Origin of the sequence: Labrys wisconsinensis (assembly GCF_030814995.1) — a bacterium.
GTDB classification, from domain to species: Bacteria; Pseudomonadota; Alphaproteobacteria; order Rhizobiales; family Labraceae; genus Labrys; species Labrys wisconsinensis.
The window spans coordinates 13,605-33,586 of record NZ_JAUSVX010000010.1 but is presented as its reverse complement, the minus strand read 5'-3'; the positions used below and the strand labels follow the sequence as shown (position 1 = coordinate 33,586).

The 19,982-nt window shown below is 70.1% G+C and carries 17 protein-coding genes; 13 read left to right on the top strand and 4 right to left on the bottom strand.

What is annotated here, in order from left to right:
• Positions 1-6: 6 nt before the first annotated feature.
• Complete coding sequence (locus QO011_RS23800) at positions 7-462, top strand: hypothetical protein (RefSeq protein ID WP_307277456.1); 456 nt, start codon at positions 7-9, stop codon at positions 460-462.
• Positions 463-592: 130 nt separating this feature from the next.
• On the opposite strand, the gene mmsB is transcribed toward QO011_RS23800, so the two are convergent.
• From mmsB to QO011_RS23780, 4 genes are all read right to left on the bottom strand, one after another.
• Positions 593-1,798 carry a multiple monosaccharide ABC transporter permease gene (gene mmsB, locus QO011_RS23795; protein WP_307277454.1) on the bottom strand — a complete coding sequence of 402 codons (1,206 nt, stop codon included), beginning with the start codon at positions 1,796-1,798 and terminating at the stop codon, positions 593-595.
• A complete protein-coding gene (gene mmsA / locus QO011_RS23790) occupies positions 1,795-3,324 on the bottom strand; it encodes a multiple monosaccharide ABC transporter ATP-binding protein (RefSeq protein WP_307278179.1) in 1,530 nt (509 codons plus the stop codon). The genes mmsB and mmsA overlap by 4 nt, the downstream gene beginning before the upstream one ends.
• 106 nt (positions 3,325-3,430) lie before the next feature.
• A complete protein-coding gene (chvE, locus tag QO011_RS23785) occupies positions 3,431-4,489 on the bottom strand; it encodes a multiple monosaccharide ABC transporter substrate-binding protein (RefSeq protein WP_307277452.1) in 1,059 nt (352 codons plus the stop codon).
• A 323-nt stretch (positions 4,490-4,812) separates the two neighbouring features.
• Positions 4,813-5,571, bottom strand: coding sequence for a FadR/GntR family transcriptional regulator (locus QO011_RS23780; protein ID WP_307277449.1), 759 nt, complete (start codon positions 5,569-5,571; stop codon positions 4,813-4,815).
• A 499-nt stretch (positions 5,572-6,070) separates the two neighbouring features.
• Here QO011_RS23780 and QO011_RS23775 point away from each other — a divergent pair, with 499 nt between their 5' ends.
• The 12 genes from QO011_RS23775 (at position 6,071) to QO011_RS23720 (ending at position 19,968) form a co-directional block, all read left to right on the top strand.
• A complete protein-coding gene (locus tag QO011_RS23775; protein ID WP_307277447.1) occupies positions 6,071-7,630 on the top strand; it encodes a glycoside hydrolase family 25 protein in 1,560 nt (519 codons plus the stop codon).
• Positions 7,631-7,837: 207 nt separating this feature from the next.
• A complete protein-coding gene (locus QO011_RS23770; RefSeq protein WP_307277444.1) occupies positions 7,838-8,779 on the top strand; it encodes a Gfo/Idh/MocA family protein in 942 nt (313 codons plus the stop codon).
• Between the two features lie 258 nt (positions 8,780-9,037).
• Entirely contained in the window at positions 9,038-9,805 is a 768-nt protein-coding gene (locus QO011_RS23765) for a hypothetical protein (RefSeq protein ID WP_307277440.1), read from the top strand.
• A gap of 102 nt (positions 9,806-9,907) precedes the next feature.
• A complete protein-coding gene (ppaT, locus tag QO011_RS23760; RefSeq protein ID WP_307277437.1) occupies positions 9,908-11,134 on the top strand; it encodes a pyridoxamine--pyruvate transaminase in 1,227 nt (408 codons plus the stop codon).
• A 73-nt stretch (positions 11,135-11,207) separates the two neighbouring features.
• Complete coding sequence (locus QO011_RS23755; protein WP_307277436.1) at positions 11,208-12,815, top strand: ABC transporter substrate-binding protein; 1,608 nt, start codon at positions 11,208-11,210, stop codon at positions 12,813-12,815.
• Between the two features lie 136 nt (positions 12,816-12,951).
• Positions 12,952-13,941: an ABC transporter permease gene (locus QO011_RS23750; protein ID WP_370882004.1), complete on the top strand. Its 990-nt coding sequence runs from the start codon at positions 12,952-12,954 to the stop codon at positions 13,939-13,941.
• A gap of 65 nt (positions 13,942-14,006) precedes the next feature.
• Positions 14,007-14,753: an ABC transporter permease gene (locus QO011_RS23745; RefSeq protein WP_307278171.1), complete on the top strand. Its 747-nt coding sequence runs from the start codon at positions 14,007-14,009 to the stop codon at positions 14,751-14,753.
• A complete protein-coding gene (locus QO011_RS23740) occupies positions 14,746-15,552 on the top strand; it encodes an ABC transporter ATP-binding protein (protein ID WP_307277433.1) in 807 nt (268 codons plus the stop codon). Before QO011_RS23745 ends, QO011_RS23740 begins: the two co-directional genes overlap by 8 nt.
• Positions 15,545-16,321 carry an ABC transporter ATP-binding protein gene (locus QO011_RS23735; RefSeq protein ID WP_307277430.1) on the top strand — a complete coding sequence of 259 codons (777 nt, stop codon included), beginning with the start codon at positions 15,545-15,547 and terminating at the stop codon, positions 16,319-16,321. Before QO011_RS23740 ends, QO011_RS23735 begins: the two co-directional genes overlap by 8 nt.
• Before the next feature lie 91 nt (positions 16,322-16,412).
• A complete protein-coding gene (locus tag QO011_RS23730; RefSeq protein WP_307277429.1) occupies positions 16,413-17,339 on the top strand; it encodes a homocysteine S-methyltransferase family protein in 927 nt (308 codons plus the stop codon).
• Between the two features lie 65 nt (positions 17,340-17,404).
• Positions 17,405-18,271 carry an N-carbamoylputrescine amidase gene (gene aguB / locus QO011_RS23725; RefSeq protein ID WP_307277427.1) on the top strand — a complete coding sequence of 289 codons (867 nt, stop codon included), beginning with the start codon at positions 17,405-17,407 and terminating at the stop codon, positions 18,269-18,271.
• Between the two features lie 26 nt (positions 18,272-18,297).
• Positions 18,298-19,968 (top strand): amidohydrolase, encoded by a 1,671-nt coding sequence (locus tag QO011_RS23720; RefSeq protein WP_307277425.1) that lies wholly within the window; start codon positions 18,298-18,300, stop codon positions 19,966-19,968.
• The last annotated feature ends 14 nt before the right edge of the window (positions 19,969-19,982 follow it).

Here is a 19,982-nt window from a genome sequence, read left to right as displayed (position 1 = left end):
GAGGCCATGACTAAGGCCGCAGCAGCAGACCCGATCGTACTCCCGCCGGAAGGTGCCGTGGAGCTGATATCCGACGAGGCCGAAATCGACCGGATCCTCGACGAGTGGCGCGGAGCGACGTTCCTCGTGTCTGCCTTCAATCCGAGCTTCAGACGCATGCTGATGCGGGCCTGGAAGGACACGCTCGATGTGAATTTGGCATTGCTGTTCGTAGGATGCCAGCGGATCGAGGGGGCCTTCGAAATCCGCGATGCCGATCTGTCCATCACGCGAGGGCTATCCGTCGACGGTCGGACCGGCGTCGGCAAGATCGAGGACAGGCGGTCCGGCTTCTCTCTCCTGTTCTCCAGCGGCTGCTCGATCAGGCCCGGTGTCACCGAAGTCGAGTTTTTTGCCCTGGTCGACCAGGTCAATCGCGTCTTCCAATGGGAACTTCCGGACGTGAGGAAGGAGCACCGATAGCTTCCGACGGCGGATGATCGGCGGACGGAACGTGGGCTGGCGCGATCCCGAAGGCGCGTCCCGGAGACCTGCTCCGGGAAGGCTTCGAGGGTCGATCGTCGGTTGCCGCATAGCGACCGGCTCGCCCGCCTCAGCCCTTGTTCTTGTTGTAGACGTCGAAGAACACGGCGGCGAGCAGCACCAGGCCTTTGATCACCTGCTGCCAGTCGATGCCGATGCCGAGGATCGACATGCCGTTGTTCATCACGCCCATGACGAAGGCGCCGATCACCGCGCCGGTCACCTTGCCGACGCCGCCGGAAGCCGAGGCGCCGCCGATGAAGCAGGCGGCGATGACGTCGAGCTCGAAGGAGACGCCGGCCTTGGGGGTGGCGGTGTTGAGGCGGGCGGCGAAGACCAGGCCGGCAAGGGCGGCCAGCACGCCCATGTTGACGAAGGTCAGGAAGGTCAGCCGCTCCGTGCTGATGCCCGAGAGCCTGGCCGCCTTCTCGTTGCCGCCGAGCGCGTAGATGCGCCGGCCGAGCGTGGTGCGGCTAGTGACGAACTGATAGGCGACGATCAGCGTGCCCATGACGATCAGCACGTTGGGCAGGCCCTTGTAGGTGGCGAGGAGGTAGCCGAGCCCCGCCAGGATGACCAGCGTCGCCACGTTCTTGATCAGGAAGAACACCATCGGCTCCGCCTCGACGCCGTGCTTGATCTGGCTGCGGCGGTTGCGGATGGCGGAGAACACCAGGAGCAGCGGCACGACGACGCCGATCAGCACGGTGGAGACGTGGATGGTCGCGCCCTCGGCGCCGAGAATGTCGGGGATGAAGCCGGAGGAGAGCTTCTGGAAGGCGACCGGGAAGGGGCCGATCGACTGGCCCTGCAGCACGGTGAGGCACAGGCCCCGGAAGACGAGCATGCCCGCCAGGGTGACGATGAAGGAAGGGATCTTGAAGAAGGCGATGAAATAGCCCTGCGCCGCGCCGATCAGCCCGCCCAGCACCAGGCAGGCGATGGCGGTGGTGACGAGGTCGACATGCAAGGTCACCATCATCACGGCCGCCACCGCGCCGATGAAGCCGGAGACCGAGCCGACGGACAGGTCGATATGGCCGGCCACGATCACCAGGAGCATGCCCAGCGCCATGATGATGATGTAGCTGTTCTGCAGGATCAGGTTGGTGAGGTTGAGCGGCCGGAACAGCGTGCCGTCCGTCATGTACTCGAAGAAGATCATGATCGCGGCGAGCGACAGCAGCATCGCGTATTCGCGGATGTTGCGCTTGAGGAACTCGCCGATCTTCGGCGTCTCCGCCTTGGGCGGGGCGGCGGTGATTTCGGAACTCATTGGGCTTTCTCCCCGGAGCGCATGATCACCCGCATGATGGCCTCTTGCGATGCCTCCTCGGCCGGCATCTCGCCGACGATGCGTCCTTCGTTCATGACATAGATCCGATCGCACACGCCGAGCAATTCGGGCATCTCGGACGAGATCATGATCACGCCCTTCCCTTCCTCGGCGAGGCGGTTGATGATGGTGTAGATCTCGTATTTGGCGCCGACGTCGATGCCGCGTGTCGGCTCATCGAGGATCAGCACCTCGGGGCCCGAGAACAGCCACTTGCTGAGCACGACCTTCTGCTGGTTGCCGCCCGACAGGTTCACCGCCTCCTGATAGACGCTGGAGGAGCGGATGTTGAGCTGGCGGCGATAGCCCGTCGCCACGGCGAGCTCGCGCATGTCGTCGATCACGCCGCGCTTGGCGACGCCGGGCAGGTTGGCGAGGGTGACGTTGTGCAGGATGGAGCTGTTGAGCACCAGGCCGAGCTGCTTGCGGTCCTCGGTGACATAGGCGAGGCCGCTCGCCACCGCCTTGCGGATGGTGGAAAGGTCGACCTCCCGGCCGTGCATGAAGGCCTTGCCGGAGATGTTCTGGCCGTAGGCGCGGCCGAAGACGCTCATGGCGAACTCGGTGCGCCCGGCGCCCATCAGCCCGGCGATGCCGACCACCTCGCCGCGGCGCACGTTGAGGCTGACGTCCCTGATCAGGTGCCGCTCGGCATGGAGATGGTGGTGGACGTTCCAGTCCTTCACCTCGAGCAGCACTTCGCCGATCCTGGGCTCGCGCTTGGGATAGCGGTCGGCCATCTCGCGCCCGACCATGCCCTTGATGATGCGGTCCTCGGTGATTTCCGTGCCGCGGGCGTCGAGGGTCTCCACCGTCGAGCCGTCGCGCAGGATGGTGATGGAATCGGCCACCCTGGAGATCTCGTTGAGCTTGTGCGAGATCAGGATCGAGGAGATGCCCTGGCGCTTGAACTCGAGCAGGAGCTGCAGCAGGGCGTCGCTGTCGCTCTCGTTGAGGCTGGCGGTCGGCTCGTCGAGGATGAGGAGCTTGACCTCCTTGGCCAGGGCCTTGGCGATCTCGACCAGCTGCTGCTTGCCGATGCCGAGATTGGTGATCAGCGTCGCCGGGTTCTCCCTGAGGCCGACCTTGTCCAGGAGCGTGCGCGTCCTGGCGGTGACGGCGTGCCAGTCGATGACGCCGTATCGGGCCTGCTCGTTGCCGAGGAAGATGTTCTCGGCGATCGAGAGCAGCGGCACCAGCGCCAGCTCCTGGTGGATGATGATGATGCCGATCTTCTCGCTGTCGGCAATGGTGCGGAACTGGCGTTCCGTGCCCTCGTAGACGATCGCGCCGTCATAGGTGCCGTGGGGATAGACGCCCGAGAGCACCTTCATCAGCGTCGACTTGCCGGCGCCGTTCTCGCCGACCACGGCGTGGATCTCGCCGCGCTTCACCGCGAGGTTGACGTTGCTGAGCGCCTTGACGCCCGGGAACGTCTTGGTGATGCCCCGCATTTCCAGGATCATGCTCACGTCAGGGTCCCGTTCCGCTCGAGGCGCGGCGCCGGCCGGCGCCGCCCGTCGTGTTCGTCGGTTCGGCGGCGGGCCCCGGCGAGAGGCCCGCCGCCTGATATCACTTGAGCTGGTCGGCGGTGTAGTAGCCGCTGCCGACGAGCACCTTCTCGTAGTTGGTCTTGTCGACCAGCACGGGCTTCAGGAGGTAGGAGGGGACGATCTTGACACCGTTGTCGTAGGTCTTGGTGTCGTTGACCTCCGGGTCCTTGCCGCTCAGGATGGCGTCGATCATGTCGACCGTCACCTTGGCGAGGTCGCGCGTATCCTTGAACACGCTCGAATACTGCTCGCCGGCGATGATCGACTTGATCGAGGGAACCTCGCAGTCCTGGCCCGAGACGAAGGGCAGGGGCTGGTCCGGGGTGCCGTAGCCGACGCCCTTGAGCGAGGACAGGATGCCGATCGACAGGCCGTCATAGGGCGAGAGCACGGCGTTCACCTTCTTGTCGGTGTAGAAGGCGGACAGGATGTTGTCCATGCGGGCCTGAGCCACGGCACCGTCCCAGCGCAGGGTGCCGACCTTGTCCATGCCCATCTGCTTGGACTGCACGACGAGCTTGCCGCTGTCGATGTAGGGCTGCAGCACGGACATGCCGCCGTTATAGAAGAAGAAGGCGTTGTTGTCGTCCGGCGAGCCGCCGAACAGCTCGACGTTGAAGGGGCCCTTGCCGTCCTTGAGGCCGAGGGCGTCGACCAGCGAGGTCGCCTGGATCACGCCGACCTGGAAATTGTCGAAGGTCGTGTAGTAGTCGACGTTCGGCGACTGGCGGATCAGGCGGTCATAGGCGATGACCTTGATGCCCTTGTCGTGGGCCTGCTTGAGCGCGTCCGAGAGGGTGGTGCCGTCGATGGCGGCGATCACCAGCACCTTGACGCCCTTGGTGATCATGTTCTCGATCTGGGCGAGCTGGTTCGGGATGTCGTCCTCGGCATATTGCAGGTCGGCCGAATAGCCCTTCGCCTCAAGGGACTTGACCATGTTGGCACCGTCGGCGATCCAGCGCGCCGAGGACTTGGTCGGCATCGAGACGCCGATGAGGCCCTTGTCCGCCGCCTGCGCGGAAGGCCCGAATGCGAAGAGCGCGAGCGCCAGAAGCGCTGATGTGAGGGTCTTCACTGTTTTCTCCCCTTGAGTGTCATCCACCGGCGCGAACCGGGCCGCCGCGGCGGCCGTGTTCGCCTCTCCCACGCGACAGGCCTGCAGGATGCCGCCGGCGATCGAATCCTGCAGGGTTTGCCGGCCCGCCGCCCCCGGGCATGGCACCGCTGGCGGCCCCGACTGACACGCTGTTATGATTTAATTGTCTGAACAGTCAAATGGGTTCTGGCCAGAATCCGACGATTCGTCTGACAAAATTTTCGTGTCCTCGCGATGCCCCCGCCGCTCCCCGGGAAAGCCCGCGCTGGCCGCCCGGTCCGCGCGTGGCACAGCGGGCCGGCTCAGCCGGTCCCGCCCTCGGTGCCGGCGCTCCGCCCGCCCTGGGTGAGGGTGACCGCGGTGGCGGCATCGCGCTCGGAGCGGTCGAGCAGGGCCATCATCGCCTGGTGCGCCCCCTCCACGTCGCCGGCGAGCACCGGCTCGGCCACGGCGCGGTGCATCGGCACGACATGGTCCTGCGTCATCATGTTGGCGCGCGACACCTTGAAGGAGACCGAGAGCGAGGCCTCGATCGCCGGGGCGAAGGCGGCGAGCAGCTCGTTGCCGGTGGCCAGCAGGATGGCGCGGTGGAAGGCGAGGTCGGCGACGATCGAGGCCTGCACGTCGGGAGCGTTCTCCATGGCGCGGAAGGCCTCGCCGATCGCCTTGCGGTGCTCGTCGCTGGCCCGCCCGGCGGCGAGGGCCGCCACCGCCGGCTCGATCATCCGCCGGAGCTCGAAGAGGTCGCGCACGAAGCTGGCGGTCGGGCCGTCGAAGGCCTGCCAGACCAGCACGTCGGGGTCGAGCCGGTTCCAGTTGGCGCGCGGCTGCACCACCGTGCCGCGGCGCGGCGTCGAGCGGATCAGGCCCTTGCCGGCGAGCAGCTTGATCGCCTCGCGCAACGAGGCGCGCGACACGGTGAGCTCGCGCGCCAGATCCGCTTCGGTCGGCAGCGTGTCGCCCGTCGCCCATTCGCCGGAGAGGATGCGCTGGCCGATCCGGGCCGCAGCCTGGCTGTGCAAGGTGCGGCCGCCGCCGGTTCCCTCAGCGCTTCGAGCCATTCCAGTCCTCCCCATGACCTCCGACCTCGTACGGCGGGTCGGCGTGTCCTGACTGCCGAACAGTGTGGCCGCAAAATCGTCAGACAATTACGGCGCCTTGTCAATCGCCTTCGCGTCTACCGCTCCCGTTTCGCCTTCTAAGTCACGGGACCGGGCGTTCGCACCCGGATTCTGGCCGCCGGACGCGGCCATCCACCGATACATCGCATGCGGGTGCTCGAAGCGGCGGCGGGCGGCGGCGGAGGCCGCCGACAGTGGAGCGCGGAGAGGCAGCGCCGGATGCGAGCTCTCCGGGCGAGATCCGTCGGCAAGGCAATGCGCCCGGCGCCACGCGCGAGTTTTACGTTAGGGAAGTTTGATAAATTTCCTGAATTACGTTACGTAATATGCACGGCAGGTGCGACGACGTCGACCTCGGCGGGGGCGGTGGTTCGTCGACCTGATCGACACGGCATTCCGGCAGTTCGGCCGAGCCGTGGCAGCGGCCGAGGACCCGATCATGCAAGAGCTCAACGTCGTATCCGACATTTCTCATCACCAGGATCACGTCGATTTCGTTGAGGCGCGCCAAACGTTGCGAGGTCTCATCCTCAAGGCAACACAGGGCGTCGGCAAGACCGACAGCGTTTATGCCGACAGGCGCCCAATGGCTCGTGCCGCCGGTCTGCTGGTCGGATCGTATCATTTCGGCGAGCGGGCGCCCGGTCGCGACCAGGCGAAGTTCTATCTCGACCAGGCCAAGCCCCGTGACGACGAACTGATGGCCCTGGATTTCGAAACCTGGGCCCTGAACGGCGTGCCGCAGCCGCCGATGACGCTCGACGAGGCGAGGGAGTTCGTAACGTATATCCACGCGAACACAGGTCGGTGGCCCGGTCTTTACGGCGGCGCCTACTTGAAGGAGCAGCTGGGAAGGAAGACGGAGGATGTTCTTTCGAACTGCTGGCTGTGGCTTTCCCAGTATGGGCCGCGGCCGGTCTGGCCCAAGCAGGTCTGGAAGACATGGACATTCTGGCAATACACGGGCGACGGAAAGGGCCCTCAGCCGCGTGACGTGCCGGGCATCGGCAAGAACGTCGATCGGGACAAGTTCATCGGCAGCAGCGCCGAGCTCGAGGCGTTCTGGCTGAGCGGCGGCAAGACGCGGCTGTCGGCAGAGATGGCGGCTCACGAGACGGTCTTCACCGAGAGTCTGGTGGAGGAGGCGAGAGCAGATGCCGCCGGGGGCCTCACCGCCATCCTCGGCGAGACTTTGCAGAAGCTCGCAGACGTCACGGCAGGCGGCGGGCGGTCCGATTCGCTATTTTTTCCCAACGGCATTCAATTCCTCGAGCTGGACATCGAGCTTCCGTCGAAGCTCCGCCTGACGGTCAGCGGAGCGGCGAAGGAATTCGCGGCGGCAAGCGCGCCGCAGCCCGACAAGGCGCCTTTCGCCCAGTTCAAGGAGGCACCCGCCGCCCAGTCGGACGATCCTGGATCTGCGGCTGGGGAGGCACCGGACGAGCGAGAGATCGAAGCGGCGAATTTCGGGGCTGACGGCAAGGGGGACTTTCCCGCCGGAGACCGAGGCCTCTTCGTCCTGGAGGCCGTCGCCATCAAGGCGATCTCCTACGACATCGCCAAGTCCTGGGCGTTTCTCAGCGCATGCGAGACGTCAAGTCCGCGTGTCAGGTACAAGCTGGGCGCCAAGATAACACCCGGGCAGAAGCCAGGTGTCGACTTTCAGTCCGTCGACTGCAGCGGCTTCGTCCGCGCACTGGTCCGCTTGTCCACGGATCTCGGCAACAGCTTTCCCGATGGATCCGTGGTTCAGCATGACTGGATCCGCAGGCAGGGCTTCCAGCAGACGGACTGGAACGATGGCGCACGGAGCGACGGCGTGGTCCGGATAGCGTTCCTCTCCCCGAACGCAACCAGCAGCGGCATCGGCCATGTGCTGATCATCCACAATGGCAAGACGATCGAATCGCATGGCGGGGTCGGACCTGATTCCAGGCCATGGACCGATCTCGGCTTTTCGCGGAAGATGTCGGTGTATCGTCTGACGAAGGGCGCATGACGACGGGGCCGGAGCCGATCGCGGCTGCGCCCGGACAACCTTCGCCCTGATGGAATGCCGAGCTGATAGGTCCATGCAGGCGGGGCGCGATCGGGGGATGTCTGCCCCGCCGCCCTGCCACTGGTCCCTCGGCCAAATTCATGCCATAGGCGAGCGCTCGGACCGGCGCGCCATCGCTGCGCCGCGGTCGAACGCAAGGGGGCACCCGTGGCACCTTATCGCATCGCCGTGATCGGGCTCGGCAAGATCGCGCAGGACCAGCATCTGCCGGTCATCGCGGCCAATCCCGGCTTCGAGCTTGCCGCCGTGGTCAGCCAGCGCGGCCTCGGGGTGCCGGGCGTGCCGACCTTCCGCACCCCGGCCGAGCTTTATGCTGCCGTGCCGGACCTCGTCGCGGTGTCGGTCTGCACCCCGCCGGATGCGCGCACCGCCATCGCGCGCGAGGCGCTGGACGCCGGCAAGCACGTGCTCCTGGAAAAGCCGCCGGCGACGACGCTGAGCGAGGTCGAGGCCCTGACTGCCGTGGCCGGGCGGCGGCAGAGGCTGCTGTTCGCCACCTGGCATTCCCGCTTCAACCCGGCGGTGGCCGAGGCCCGGCGCCTCCTGGAGGGCCGGACGATCCGGCGGCTCGACGTGCAGTGGAAGGAGGACGTTCGCCATTGGCATCCCGGCCAGGACTGGGTCTGGCAGGCCGGCGGCTTCGGCGTCTTCGATCCCGGCATCAACGCCCTGTCGATCGTCACCGAGATCGTGCCCTCGCCGCTCTCCGTCGCCAAGGCGGACCTGACCTTCCCCTCCAACAGCGACACGCCGATCGCCGCCACGCTTGCCTTCACCTGCCTGGAAGGGCCGGAGGAGGCCAGCCTTTCCGCCAGCTTCGACTGGCGCCAGGAAGGCGAGCAGACCTGGACGATCGAGATCGAGACCGCGGACGGCACGCTGCTCGCCCTGCACGAGGGCGGCACCCGGCTGGTGATCAACGGCGAGCCGGGGGTGAGCGCGCCGTCGGAGGAATACCAGCGCATCTACGCCCATTGGGCCGAGCTGCTGGCCGCCGGCCGCTCCGATGTCGACGTGGCGCCGCTGCGCCTGGTCGCCGATGCCTTCCTGGTCGGCCGGCGTCACGACACCGCCGCCTTCCACTGGTAGGCGCCGGTGCAGGGGCCGACCGCGCCGGGCCATCGGGACCTCACGAACAGCCGATAGGCCTCGGACATCCCACGTGCCGGCATGGTCCCGGCGGGAATGGTTCGCGTTCCGCCTGAGGCAAGGCCCGTCCACACGCCCTGGTGTTCGTGCTTTAATGGTCGGGTCCATGCCAGGCGCGGCCGAACCCCGGAGGTTCGGTGTCGGCCGCCCGGCCGAGATCGCGTGGAGACCGTCTTGCCGACCCCGGGGAACGACCCCGTGCCCGGTTCCGAACCGGAGGCGTGCCAGCGCGCCGTGGGTGCCGCCAAGGCGGCGCTCGGCCTCTTGAAGACCGTGCCGCCGCACGGCAGGCTCAACGAGTACAAGGCGGCGCTCGGCACGCTCAAGGCTGCCGTCGCCGCCGCGGCCGCCTACCGGGAGCGGCCCGGCAGCGGCCGCGACGCCATCGAGGAGGGCAAGCTGTCGCGGCTGTGGCGCGCGGCCGCCGAGCGGATCGGGCCGATCAACCCGGCCCTGGCGCAGCTCTGCCGGGTGACGGGCGCCGGCTGGGCCAGGGCGGCGGTCTGGGACGAGCCGCATCACCAGGACCTTGTGGCGCGCCTCGAGGCGTTCGTGCCGCTGTATGTCGAGGCGCTGAAGCCGGTGCGCGACCATGCGACGGCGATGGGCGTGCTGGAGCGCCTGCGCCGCCGCCTCGCCGCCGACGAGCGGGCCTGCCGGGCGGTGCGGATCCTCGCCGGCTCGAGCTGGATGGTCGGCGCTTCGGTCGTGGCGCCGATCCTGTCCGGCATCGTCCTCGTCGCCGCCATCGCCGGCCGCCTGCCCGTTCCCGTGGCCGCCGGCCTAGTCGTCGCCGGCCTGCTCGGCCTCGCCGCCTGGGGCGCCGCCCGGCTGCGGCAGGAGCGCGCCTTCGCCGGCGAGTCCTTCCCGGCCCTGATGCGGCTCGTCGGCCGCCAGATGCTGCCGGCCGCCGGTCTCGACCATCGCCGCGACGCCCGAGGTAGAACGGCCGTCAAATCACAATAGTCGTCCGGGCGATAGAACTATTTGCGATCATCGATGTAAATAATGGACTTGCCGCGGGCATGCTCTCGACTAGGATCGGCCCGTCGAACTTGCCGGTCGTCCATGCCCCTGCCTCCGCCCCTGATGCTGACCACCGGCCCGGTGACGGCCTATCCCGAGGTGCTGGCGGCGATGGCGCGACCCGTGGTCTACGACACGGACCCGGCCTTCCAGGGCTTCTACGAGGGCGTGGTCGAGAAGGCCCGGGCGGCCCTGCGCCTCTCCAACCCGCCCGTCATCCTGCAGGGCGAGGCGATCCTCGGCATCGAGGCGGCGGCCGCCGGCCTGATCCGGCGCGACGACGTGGTGCTCAACCTGGTCTCCGGCGTCTACGGCAAGGGCTTCGGCGGCTGGGCCTCCCGTCACGGCCGGGAAGTGATCGAGCTCGCCGTGCCCTATGACGCGGCGATCGATCCGGCCGCGGTGGCCGAGGCCCTGCGCCGGCGGCCCGACATCGCCGTCGTCTCCGTCTGCCACCTCGACACGCCGTCCGGCACGATCAACCCGCTCGCCGAGATCGGCGCCGTGGTGGCGCGGCACGGCGGCTATATGATCGTCGACGCGGTCTCCTCCTTCGGCGGCATGGACGTGCATCCGGAGGAGGTCGATGCCGACATCTTCTGCGCCTCGCCCTCCAAGTGCCTCGGCGGCACGCCGGGCCTGACGCTGCTCGGCGTCAGCGAGCGGGCCTGGGCCCGCATCGCCGACAATCCCGACGCCCCCCGCGCCTCCTTCCTCAGCCTCCTCGACTGGCGGCACGCCTGGCGGCGCGACCGGCCCTTCCCGGTGACGCCGTCCATTCCCGAAATATACGGGCTCGACGCGGCGCTGGAGCGCTACGCCGCCGAAGGGCCCGAGGCGGTCTGGGCCCGCCACGCGCTGACGGCGAGGGCGGCCCGCGCCGGGGTGCGGGCTCTCGGCCTCGAGCTCTGGCCGCGCAGCGAAGCGATCGCCGCGCCCACGGCCACGGTGTTCAAGCTGCCGGCCGGTATCTCCGACGAGGCGCTGCGCGACCGCATGCGCGACCGGTTCGGCGTGCTGGTCTCGCTCGGCCGGCGCGAGACCGCCGGCAAGGTGCTGCGCCTCGGGCATATGGGGCCGGCCGCCCAGCCGGTCTTCGCCGTGACCGCGATCGCGGCGCTCGGCGCGGCGCTGCGCTCGCTCGGCCTGCCGGCGGCGGCCGAGGCGGGCGTGGCGGCGGCGCTCGCGGTGATCGCCGGGCCGGCGTCCCCTACCGACGATATCCCTTCGAGCAAGGCGTCTTTGGGCGGAAACGCCGCTTTGCTCTAACTCTTTGTTTCGACGCGTCTTTGCGGGTCCTGGCGAGTCCGCCAGATCGCGAGACGCTTTAGGGAGCAACCGCATGACCCACCTCATCAGCCGCCGTTCCCTCGTCGCGGGCTCCGCCGGCGCCGCCGCGCTGCTCGCGCTGCCGCGCCTTGGATGGGCCGGCCAGCCGGTCCGGGGCGGGCGCCTCGTCGTCGCCGCCGACAGCGAGCCGTCCAACCTCAACCCGGCCATCGTCGCCTCCAACGGCGTGTTCTTCGTCGCCAGCAAGGTGGTCGAGCCGCTGGCCGAACAGTCCTATGACGGCAAGGACGGGCTCAGCCCGCGCCTGGCCACCGCCTGGGAGGGCGCCGCGGACGGGCGTTCCATCACCTTCCGGCTGCGCGAGGGCGTCACCTGGCACGACGGCAAGCCCTTCACCTCGGCCGACGTCGCCTTCTCGGCGCTGGAGGTGTGGAAGCCGCTGCAGAACCTCGGCCGGGTGGTGTTCAAGAACCTGGAGGCCGTCGAGACGCCGGACGCGCGCACCGCGGTGTTGCGCTTCTCGGCGCCGACGCCGTTCCAGCTGATCCGCAACGCCCTGCCGGTCGTGACCTCGGTGCTGCCTAGACATGTCTATGCCGGCTCGGACATCACCAAGAACCCGGCCAACCAGGCCCTGATCGGCACCGGTCCGTTCAAGCTCGCCGAGCACCGCCCGGGCGAATATTATCTGCTGAAGCGCAACGAGGCCTATTGGGACCGGACTGCGCCGTCGCTCGACGAGATCGTGTTCCAGGTGCTGCCCGACCGCGCCTCGGCCGCCAGCGCCCTGGAGGCCGAGCAGATCGAGCTCGCCGCCTTCTCCGCCGTGCCGCTGGCCGATCTCGACCGCATCTCGCGGGTGCCGGGCCTGAAGGTCTACACCAACGGCTACGAGGGCCTGACCTACCAGCTGGTGGTCGAGATCAACCATCGCCGCAAGGAACTCGCAGACGTCCGGGTGCGCCGGGCGCTGGCCCACGCCATCGACCGCGACTTCGTGGTGAAGACGATCTTCCTCGGCTATGCCAAGGCCGCCACCGGCCCGGTGCCGCAATACGACAAGACCTTCTACACCCCCGACGTCGCGCGCTATCCCTTCGATCCCGCCCGGGCCGAGGCGCTGCTCGACGAGGCCGGCTACAAGCGCGGCGCCGACGGCATCCGCTTCAGGCTGAAGCTCCTGCCTGCGCCGTTCTTCAACGAGACCAAGCAGTTCGGCGACTATCTGCGCCAGGCCTACGGCAAGGTCGGCATCGATGCGCAGATCGTCTCGAACGACACGCCGGCGCATCTGAAGGCGGTCTATACCGACCACGCCTTCGACATCGCCGTGGCGACGCCGGTCTACCGCCAGGACCCGGCGATCTCGACCACCATCCTGTTCCAGAGCGGCCTGCCCGCCGGCGTGCCCTTCTCCAACCAGTACGGCTATGCCGACCCCGAGGTCGACGGCCTGATCCGGGACGCCGCCTCGACCATCGACGATGCGAAGCGCGCCGAGCTCTACAAGGCGCTGCAGCGGAAGGCGGCGCAGGACCTGCCGCTGATCAACGTCGCCGAGTTCAGCTTCATCACCGTGGCGCGCGACACCGTCGGGAACGTGTCGAACAATCCGCGCTGGGCGGTGTCGAACTGGGCCGATGCCTGGGTGAAGCAATAGGGACGGGTTGCAGGCTCATGCTCGTCTTTCCCTGGCCACGGACGGAGGGGGCACCCCATCTGCCCTTGCTCCCCAAGGGCACCTTCCCCGCCGAGCGGAGAAGGCTTCCTGCCGTCTCCCTCTGCTGATGACGGGCATGGCCATCCCGCGCGTCCTCGCCGTCGTCCTCGGCCGGATCGCCGGCGCCGTGCCGGTGCTCGCCATCGTCCTTCTCGGCAGCTTCCTGCTGCTGGAGGCGGCGCCGGGGGACGCGGTCGACGCCTATCTCGCCGGGGCGGGCGGGGCGGATGCGCAGCGCATCGCCGAGCTGCGCGCCGCCTGGGGGCTCGACCGTGGGCCGGTGCAGCGCTTGGCCGCCTATGCCGGGGCGCTGGCCGAGGGCGATCTCGGCTGGTCCAGCGCCTTCGAGCGGCCGGTGCGCGACGTCGTGCTGGAGCGCCTGCCGGTGACGCTCACCCTGATGGGGCTCGCCACGACGATCGCCTTCGGCCTCGGCTCGCTGCTCGGCGTCCTCGCCGGCGCCCGGCCGGGCTCGCTGCGCGACCGCGCCTTGTCGCTCGCGTCCCTGGCGCTCTATGCCGTGCCGGGCTTCTGGCTCGGCCTGGTGCTGATCGTCGTCTTCGCCGTCGACCTGCGCTGGCTCCCCGTCGGCGGCATCGAGACCATCGCCTCCGGCAAGACCGGCCTGGCGCGCCTCGCCGACATCGGCCTGCACCTCGCCCTGCCGGTGGCGACCCTCTCGCTGGTCTATCTCGCGCTCTATCTCCGGCTGATGCGCGACCGCATGGCGGCGCTCTGGCACGAGCCCTTCGTCCTGGCGCTGCGGGCCCGCGGCATCCCGCGCCGGCGCGTGGTCTGGCGGCACGTCGCCCGCAACGCCCTGCTGCCGGTCGTCACCATGCTCGGCCTGCAGGCGGCCTCGATGCTCGGCGGCAGCGTCGTGGTCGAGAGCGTCTTCGCGGTGCCGGGCTTCGGGCGCCTGGCGGCCGAGGCGGTGGCCAAGCGCGACATGCCGCTGCTGCTCGGCGTCATCCTGTGCGGCGCCGTGGCGGTGATCGCCGCCAACCTGCTGGTCGACCTCGCCTATGCCCGGCTCGACCCGCGGGTGGGGAGCGCGCAGCGGTGACGGCCTGGCGCCGTCTCGACCCGACGGCCCGGATCGGGGCCGGCCTGCTGCTCGGCCTCGTGCTGATGGCCCTGCTCGCGCCGGCGATCCGGCCCGGCGATCCCCTGGCGATCGTCGCCGAGCCGCTGCTGCGGCCGTTCGCCGACGCCGCGCATCCGCTCGGCACCGACCGGCTGGGGCGCGACGTCCTCGCCGGGCTGATGCACGGCGCGCGCACCACGCTCCTGGTCGCCGTCGCCTCGGCGGCCGCCGCGCTCGGGGCGGGCAGCGTCGTCGGCGTGCTGGCCGGCTTCCGGGGCGGCCTCGCCGATGCGGTGCTGATGCGCATCACCGAGGCGTTCCAGACCGTCCCCGGCTTCCTGCTCGCTCTCGCCGCCGTCAGCGTCACCGGGCCGAGCGTGCCGACGCTGATCCTCGCCATCGCCCTCGGCGGCTGGACCCCGGCCGCCCGGGTGGTGCGGGCGGAGGTGCTGTCGCTGCGCGAGCGCGACTTCGTCGCCGCGGCGCGCACCATGGGCATGGGGCCTTTCGCCATCGCCTTTCGCGAGATCCTGCCCAACGCCTTCGGGCCGGTGGGCTCGCTTGCGGCCATCACGGTGGCAGCGGCGATCCTGATCGAGGCGGCGCTGTCCTTCCTCGGCTTCGGCGATCCCAATCGGGTGAGCTGGGGCAGCATGATCGCCGAAGGGCGGGCCGTGCTCAGGACGGCGCCGTTCCTGTCGGTCGTGCCGGGCCTGGCGCTGGTGGCCACCGTGCTCACCGTGCATCTCGTCGGCCAGGGCCTGACGCGCGGAGGCCCCGGCCATGGCTGAGCCGATCCTCGTCGTGCACGGGCTCGCCGTCGCCTATGGCGCGGGCGAACCCGTGCTGTCGGGTGTCGATCTCGTGCTCGACGCCGGCGAGCGCCTCGCCATCATCGGCGAGAGCGGCTCGGGCAAGTCGACCCTGGCGCTCGCCGTCGCCGGCCTGCTGCCGCGTGAGGCTGGGGTCGCGGGCCGCATCGTCTTCCCGGCGCTCGGCCGGCCGCCGCGGCCGGGCCGCGACACCGGCATGCTGTTCCAGGATCCGAACGGCAGCCTCGATCCCGTCATGACGGTGGGCGAGCAGATTGCCGAAGTGGTGCTGGCCCATCACGGCGGCGGCCACGCCGCAGCGCTGGCGCGGGCGGCCGAGCTGCTCGACCAGGTGCGCATCCCCGGCGGGCGCGAGCGGCTCGGGCGCTTCCCGCACCAGTTCTCCGGCGGCCAGCGCCAGCGCATCGCCCTGGCCGCGGCGCTCGCCGGAGATCCCGCCATCCTGATTGCCGACGAGCCGACCAGCGCCCTCGACAGCGTGGTGCAGCGCCACGTCGCCGACCTGCTCGACGCTCTGGTGCGCGAGCGCGGCCTGACCCTGGTCTTCGTCACCCACGACATCGCGCTCGCCTCCGAGCTCGCCGGCCGCATCGCCGTGCTGCATCGCGGCCGGCTGGTGGAGCAGGGGCGGACGGCTGAGGTGCTGGCCGCTCCCGCCCATCCCCATACGCGGGCGCTGCTCGCCGCCCATATCGGCCTCGACACGCCCCGGCGGGCGCGTCTCGCCGCAGCCGCGCCCGAGGCGCCGCATGGCTGAGCCGCCGGCCCTGGAGATCGCCGGCCTGGCGCGGCGGTTCTCGCGGACCGGCACCGCCGGGCTCGCCGGCATCGACCTTGCCGTGCGGCGCGGCGAGACCCTCGCGCTGGTCGGCGCCTCCGGCTCGGGCAAGACCACGCTGGCGCGCCTCGTCATGCGCCTGATCGAGCCGGATGCCGGCATGATCCGCATCGGCGGCGTCGACGTCACCGCCCTCGGCGGCGAGCGGCTGCGGGTGGTCAGGCCGCGCTTCCAGATGGTGTTTCAGGACCCGCTCGCCGCCTTCAATCCGCGCGCCGGCGTGGCGCGCATCCTCGCCGATCCGCTGCGGCTGCACCGCCTCGTCGCGCCGGCGGACATCCCGGCGGCAGTGGCGCGGCTGCTGGCGCAGGTCGGCCTGCCGCCGGAGCTCGCCGCGCGCCGGCCGGCCGAGCTCTCCGGCGGCCAGCGCCAGCGCGTCGCCATCGCCCGGGCGATCGCCACGCGCCCGGCGCTGGTGGTGCTGGACGAGCCGGTCTCGGCGCTGGACGTCTCGGTGCGCGCCGGCGTGCTCGACCTCCTGAAGGACTGGCAGGCGGAGACCGCCGCCGCCTACCTCTTCATCGCCCACGACCTCGCCCTGGTGCGTGCCGTCGCCGACCGGATGGCCGTGATGGAGGAGGGGCGCATCGTCGAGGCGGGGACGCCGGACGCCGTGCTGGCCGACCCGCAGGCGCCGGCGACCCGGGCCCTGGTGGCGGCGGTGCCGCGGCTGCGCATCGGTGCATGAGCCTTGCGGGCGCGCAATTGCGCTGGCCGGGCCTGTTCGCCGCCGCGAATTTCTGCTGAATGCGCTCCGATCGAGAGCCGGAAACCGAGCCATGACCAGGACGATTCGCATCCTCGACGGCGGCATGAGCCGCGAGCTGATCCGCCTCGGCGCGGAGCTGCGCCAGCCGGAATGGTCGGCGCTGGCGCTGATGGAAACACCGGAGATCGTCGGCCGGGTGCACCGGGACTTCGTCGCGGCCGGCGCGGACGTGATCACCACCAACAGCTATGCCCTGGTGCCCTTCCACATCGGCGAAGAGCGCTTTCGCCGCGAGGGCCCGGCGCTGATCGACCTCTCCGGGCGCCTCGCCCGCCAGGCGGCGGACGAAGCTGGGCGCACGGTGCTGGTGGCCGGCTCACTGCCGCCGATCTTCGGCTCCTACGAGCCCAAGCGCTTCGACCCCAAGCGGGTGCAGGACTATCTCGGCGTGCTCGTCACCGGCCTCGCGCCGCATGTCGATCTCTGGCTCGGCGAGACGCTGAGCCTGATCGCCGAAGGCGAGGCGGTGCGCACGGCCGTCGCCGGCACGGGCAAGCCGTTCTGGATCTCCTTCACCCTGGCCGACGACGCCGGGGCCGAGGCCGGCGAGCCGGCGCTGCGCTCCGGCGAGACCGTCGCGGCAGCGGCGACCTGGGTGGCTGGCTCCGGAGCCGAAGCGCTCCTGTTCAACTGCAGCCGGCCGGAGGTGATGGCCAGGGCCGTGGCCGCGGCCCGCGCCGTGATCGAGCGGGCCGGCGCCGATGTCGAGATCGGCGTCTACGCCAATGCCTTCGAGAGCGGCGAGGACGACGGCGCCGCCAACGAGACGCTGCACGGCACGCGCGCCGACCTCACGGGCAAAGCTTATTGCCGCTTCGCCTGCGACTGGACCGCGGCCGGCGCCACCCTGGTCGGCGGCTGCTGCGGCATCGGCGCGGCGCATATCCACCACCTGGCGCAAGCGCGCGAGGCCGGAGCCCTGGGCCCGCGCCGATAAGCCCCGCGGGCTCGACTTTGCCGCCGGCCCCTGGCAACACTGCGGCGGACTCGAGAGGGCAGGCGATGGCGTGCGTGAGCTTCGGGGTGGTGCAGTTCGCCTGCAGCGACGACGTGGCTGAGAATCTCGCCACCGCCACCCGGCTGGTGCGCGAGGCGGCGGGGCAGGGCGCCGACGTCGTGCTGGTGCAGGAATTGTTCGAGGGCCTCTATTTCTGCCAGGAGGAGCGGGCCGAGCATTTTGCCCGGGCGCGGCCGCTCGACGCGGCGCATCCGACCCTCAACGCCATGCAGGACCTCGCCCGCGAGCTCGGCGTGGTGCTGCCGGTCAGCCTGTTCGAGCGGGCCAACCAGGCCTATTACAACAGCCTGGTCATGGTGGATGCCGACGGCAGCGCCCTCGGGGTCTATCGCAAGTCCCACATCCCGGACGGGCCGGGCTATGAGGAGAAATTCTATTTCCGCCCCGGCGATTCCGGCTTCAAGGTCTGGCCGACGCGGTTCGGCCGGCTCGGCGTCGGCATCTGCTGGGATCAGTGGTTCCCCGAGGCGGCCCGCGCCATGGCGTTGATGGGGGCGGAGGCGCTGCTCTATCCCACCGCGATCGGCTCGGAGCCGGCGACGGGCTATGAGTCCAAGGACCATTGGCAGACGGTGATGCGCGGCCATGCCGGCGCCAACCTGATGCCGATTATGGCCGCCAACCGCATCGGCGTCGAGCGGGTGGGCCCGGGCGAGCTCACCTTCTACGGCTCCTCCTTCATCGCCGGCCCGCACGGCGAGATCCTCGCCGAGGCGGGCCGCGACGAGGAAGCGGTGATGACAGCCAGCTTCGATCTCGACGCCCTGGCGGCCGAGCGCGCCGCCTGGGGCCTGTTCCGTGACCGGCGGCCGGAGCTCTACGGAGCGCTCGCCGGCGCCGACGGGCGCTGACCGATCACGACTGTCCGGAAGGGACCATGCAGAGCCACGCCGACATCATCGTCACCCATGGCCGCGTCCTCACCATGGACGCGGCCCGGCCGCGGGCCGAGGCGCTCGCCATCGCCGGCAACACCATCCTCGCCATCGGCTCGACCGCCGAGATCGCCGCCTGGCGCGGCCCGGCGACGCGGGTGATCGATGCGCAGGGCGGCACGGTGCTGCCCGGCTTCAACGAGGGCCACCTGCATCTCTTCACCGGCTCGGCCGAGCTGGAGCAACTGCATCTCTTCGGCGTCAAGGGGTTCGAGGCGCTGAGCGCCGCGGTCCGGCGCTTCGCGGCCGAGCGGCCGGACGAGCCGCTGCTGATCGGCCAGTCCGCCGACTACACCATCCTCTCCGACACGCATCGGGTGACGCGGCACGACCTCGACCGCATCATCGCGGAGCGGCCGTTCATCATGTTCGCGCCCGATCACCACACCGCCTGGGCCAACACCGCGGCGCTCGAGTTCGGTGGCGTGCTGCAGGGCCGCCGGCTCGGGCCGGGCAACGAGATCGTCATGGCCGAGGACGGCCTCGCTGCCGGCGAGCTGCGGGAGATGGAGGCGTTTCAGCCGGTGATCGAGCGCGGCGCCTCGGGCGCGCGCGAGCGCCTCGGCCTCTCCACCGGCGGCGAGCCCGATCCGGCGCCGAGCCCAGCCGAGCGGGCGCGCGACCGCGCCACCATCCGGCGCGGGCTCGCCTATTGCGCCAGCCTCGGCATCACCAGCCTGCAGAACATGGACGGCAATTTCTACCAGCTCGACTTGATCGACGAGCTGGCGCAGGCCGGCGATTTCCTCTGCCGGGCGCGGGTACCGTTCCATTTCAAGAGCTTCATGGACCTCGACGCGCTCGACAAGGCCGAGGCGATGCGCGAGCGCTACGCCTCCGAGCGCCTCCGCTCCGGCTTCGTCAAGCTGTTCATCGACGGCGTGCTCGACGGCTGGACCGCCGTGATGGTGGAGGACTATGCCGACCGGCCGGGCTGGCGCGGCGAGCCGCTGTTCCCGGCCGAGCGCTTCGACGCCATCGCCACCGAGGCCGACCGGCGCGGCCTGCAGATCGCGGTGCACGCCATCGGCGACGGCGCCGTGCGCATGGTGCTCGACGGCTACGCGGCGGCGCGGCGCGCCAACGGCCCCCGCGACAGCCGCCACCGCATCGAGCATATCGAGGTGATCCACCCCGACGACATCCCCCGCTTCGCCGAGCTCGGCGTCGTCGCCTCGATGCAGCCGCCGCATCCGCCGGGCTCGATGGGCCTGCCGCTGGAGCCGACGGTGTCGCGCATCGGCGAGGCGCGCTGGCCCCATGCCTATGCCTGGAACACGCTGCGCGCCGCCGGCGCGCGGATGGTGTTCGCCACGGACTGGCCGGTCTCGCCGCTCGACCCGATCGGTTCGATCCAGGCCGCCATGGTGCGCCAGCCCTGGAAGCCCGGCCTGCCCGACCACCGCCAGACCCTGATGCAGGCGCTCGCCAGCTACACCGCCGAGAGCGCCCATGTCGAGTTCATGGAGACGCGCAAGGGCCGCCTGCTGCCCGGCCTGCTCGCCGATGTGGTGGTGCTCGGCGGCGACCTGGAAGCGACCGAGGCCGAGGCGCTGCACACGGTGCGGCCGGTCGCGACGATCTGCGACGGGGTGATGACGTTCGGGGGATGAGGCACGGGGAACCC

Excerpts from the sequence above, each read along its gene's own strand:
- QO011_RS23775 (WP_307277447.1), top strand. The coding sequence starts at position 6,071 with ATGCAAGAGCTCAACGTCGTATCCGACATTTCTCATCACCAGGATCAC.
- ppaT (WP_307277437.1), top strand. The coding sequence starts at position 9,908 with ATGCCCCTGCCTCCGCCCCTGATGCTGACCACCGGCCCGGTGACGGCC.
- QO011_RS23755 (WP_307277436.1), top strand. The coding sequence starts at position 11,208 with ATGACCCACCTCATCAGCCGCCGTTCCCTCGTCGCGGGCTCCGCCGGC.
- QO011_RS23745 (WP_307278171.1), top strand. The coding sequence starts at position 14,007 with ATGGCCCTGCTCGCGCCGGCGATCCGGCCCGGCGATCCCCTGGCGATC.
- QO011_RS23750 (WP_370882004.1), top strand. The coding sequence starts at position 12,952 with ATGGCCATCCCGCGCGTCCTCGCCGTCGTCCTCGGCCGGATCGCCGGC.
- QO011_RS23800 (WP_307277456.1), top strand. The coding sequence starts at position 7 with ATGACTAAGGCCGCAGCAGCAGACCCGATCGTACTCCCGCCGGAAGGT.
- QO011_RS23735 (WP_307277430.1), top strand. The coding sequence starts at position 15,545 with ATGGCTGAGCCGCCGGCCCTGGAGATCGCCGGCCTGGCGCGGCGGTTC.
- QO011_RS23740 (WP_307277433.1), top strand. The coding sequence starts at position 14,746 with ATGGCTGAGCCGATCCTCGTCGTGCACGGGCTCGCCGTCGCCTATGGC.
- QO011_RS23780 (WP_307277449.1), bottom strand. The coding sequence starts at position 5,571 with ATGGCTCGAAGCGCTGAGGGAACCGGCGGCGGCCGCACCTTGCACAGC.
- QO011_RS23730 (WP_307277429.1), top strand. The coding sequence starts at position 16,413 with ATGACCAGGACGATTCGCATCCTCGACGGCGGCATGAGCCGCGAGCTG.
- mmsA (WP_307278179.1), bottom strand. The coding sequence starts at position 3,324 with ATGATCCTGGAAATGCGGGGCATCACCAAGACGTTCCCGGGCGTCAAG.
- QO011_RS23720 (WP_307277425.1), top strand. The coding sequence starts at position 18,298 with ATGCAGAGCCACGCCGACATCATCGTCACCCATGGCCGCGTCCTCACC.
- aguB (WP_307277427.1), top strand. The coding sequence starts at position 17,405 with ATGGCGTGCGTGAGCTTCGGGGTGGTGCAGTTCGCCTGCAGCGACGAC.
- mmsB (WP_307277454.1), bottom strand. The coding sequence starts at position 1,798 with ATGAGTTCCGAAATCACCGCCGCCCCGCCCAAGGCGGAGACGCCGAAG.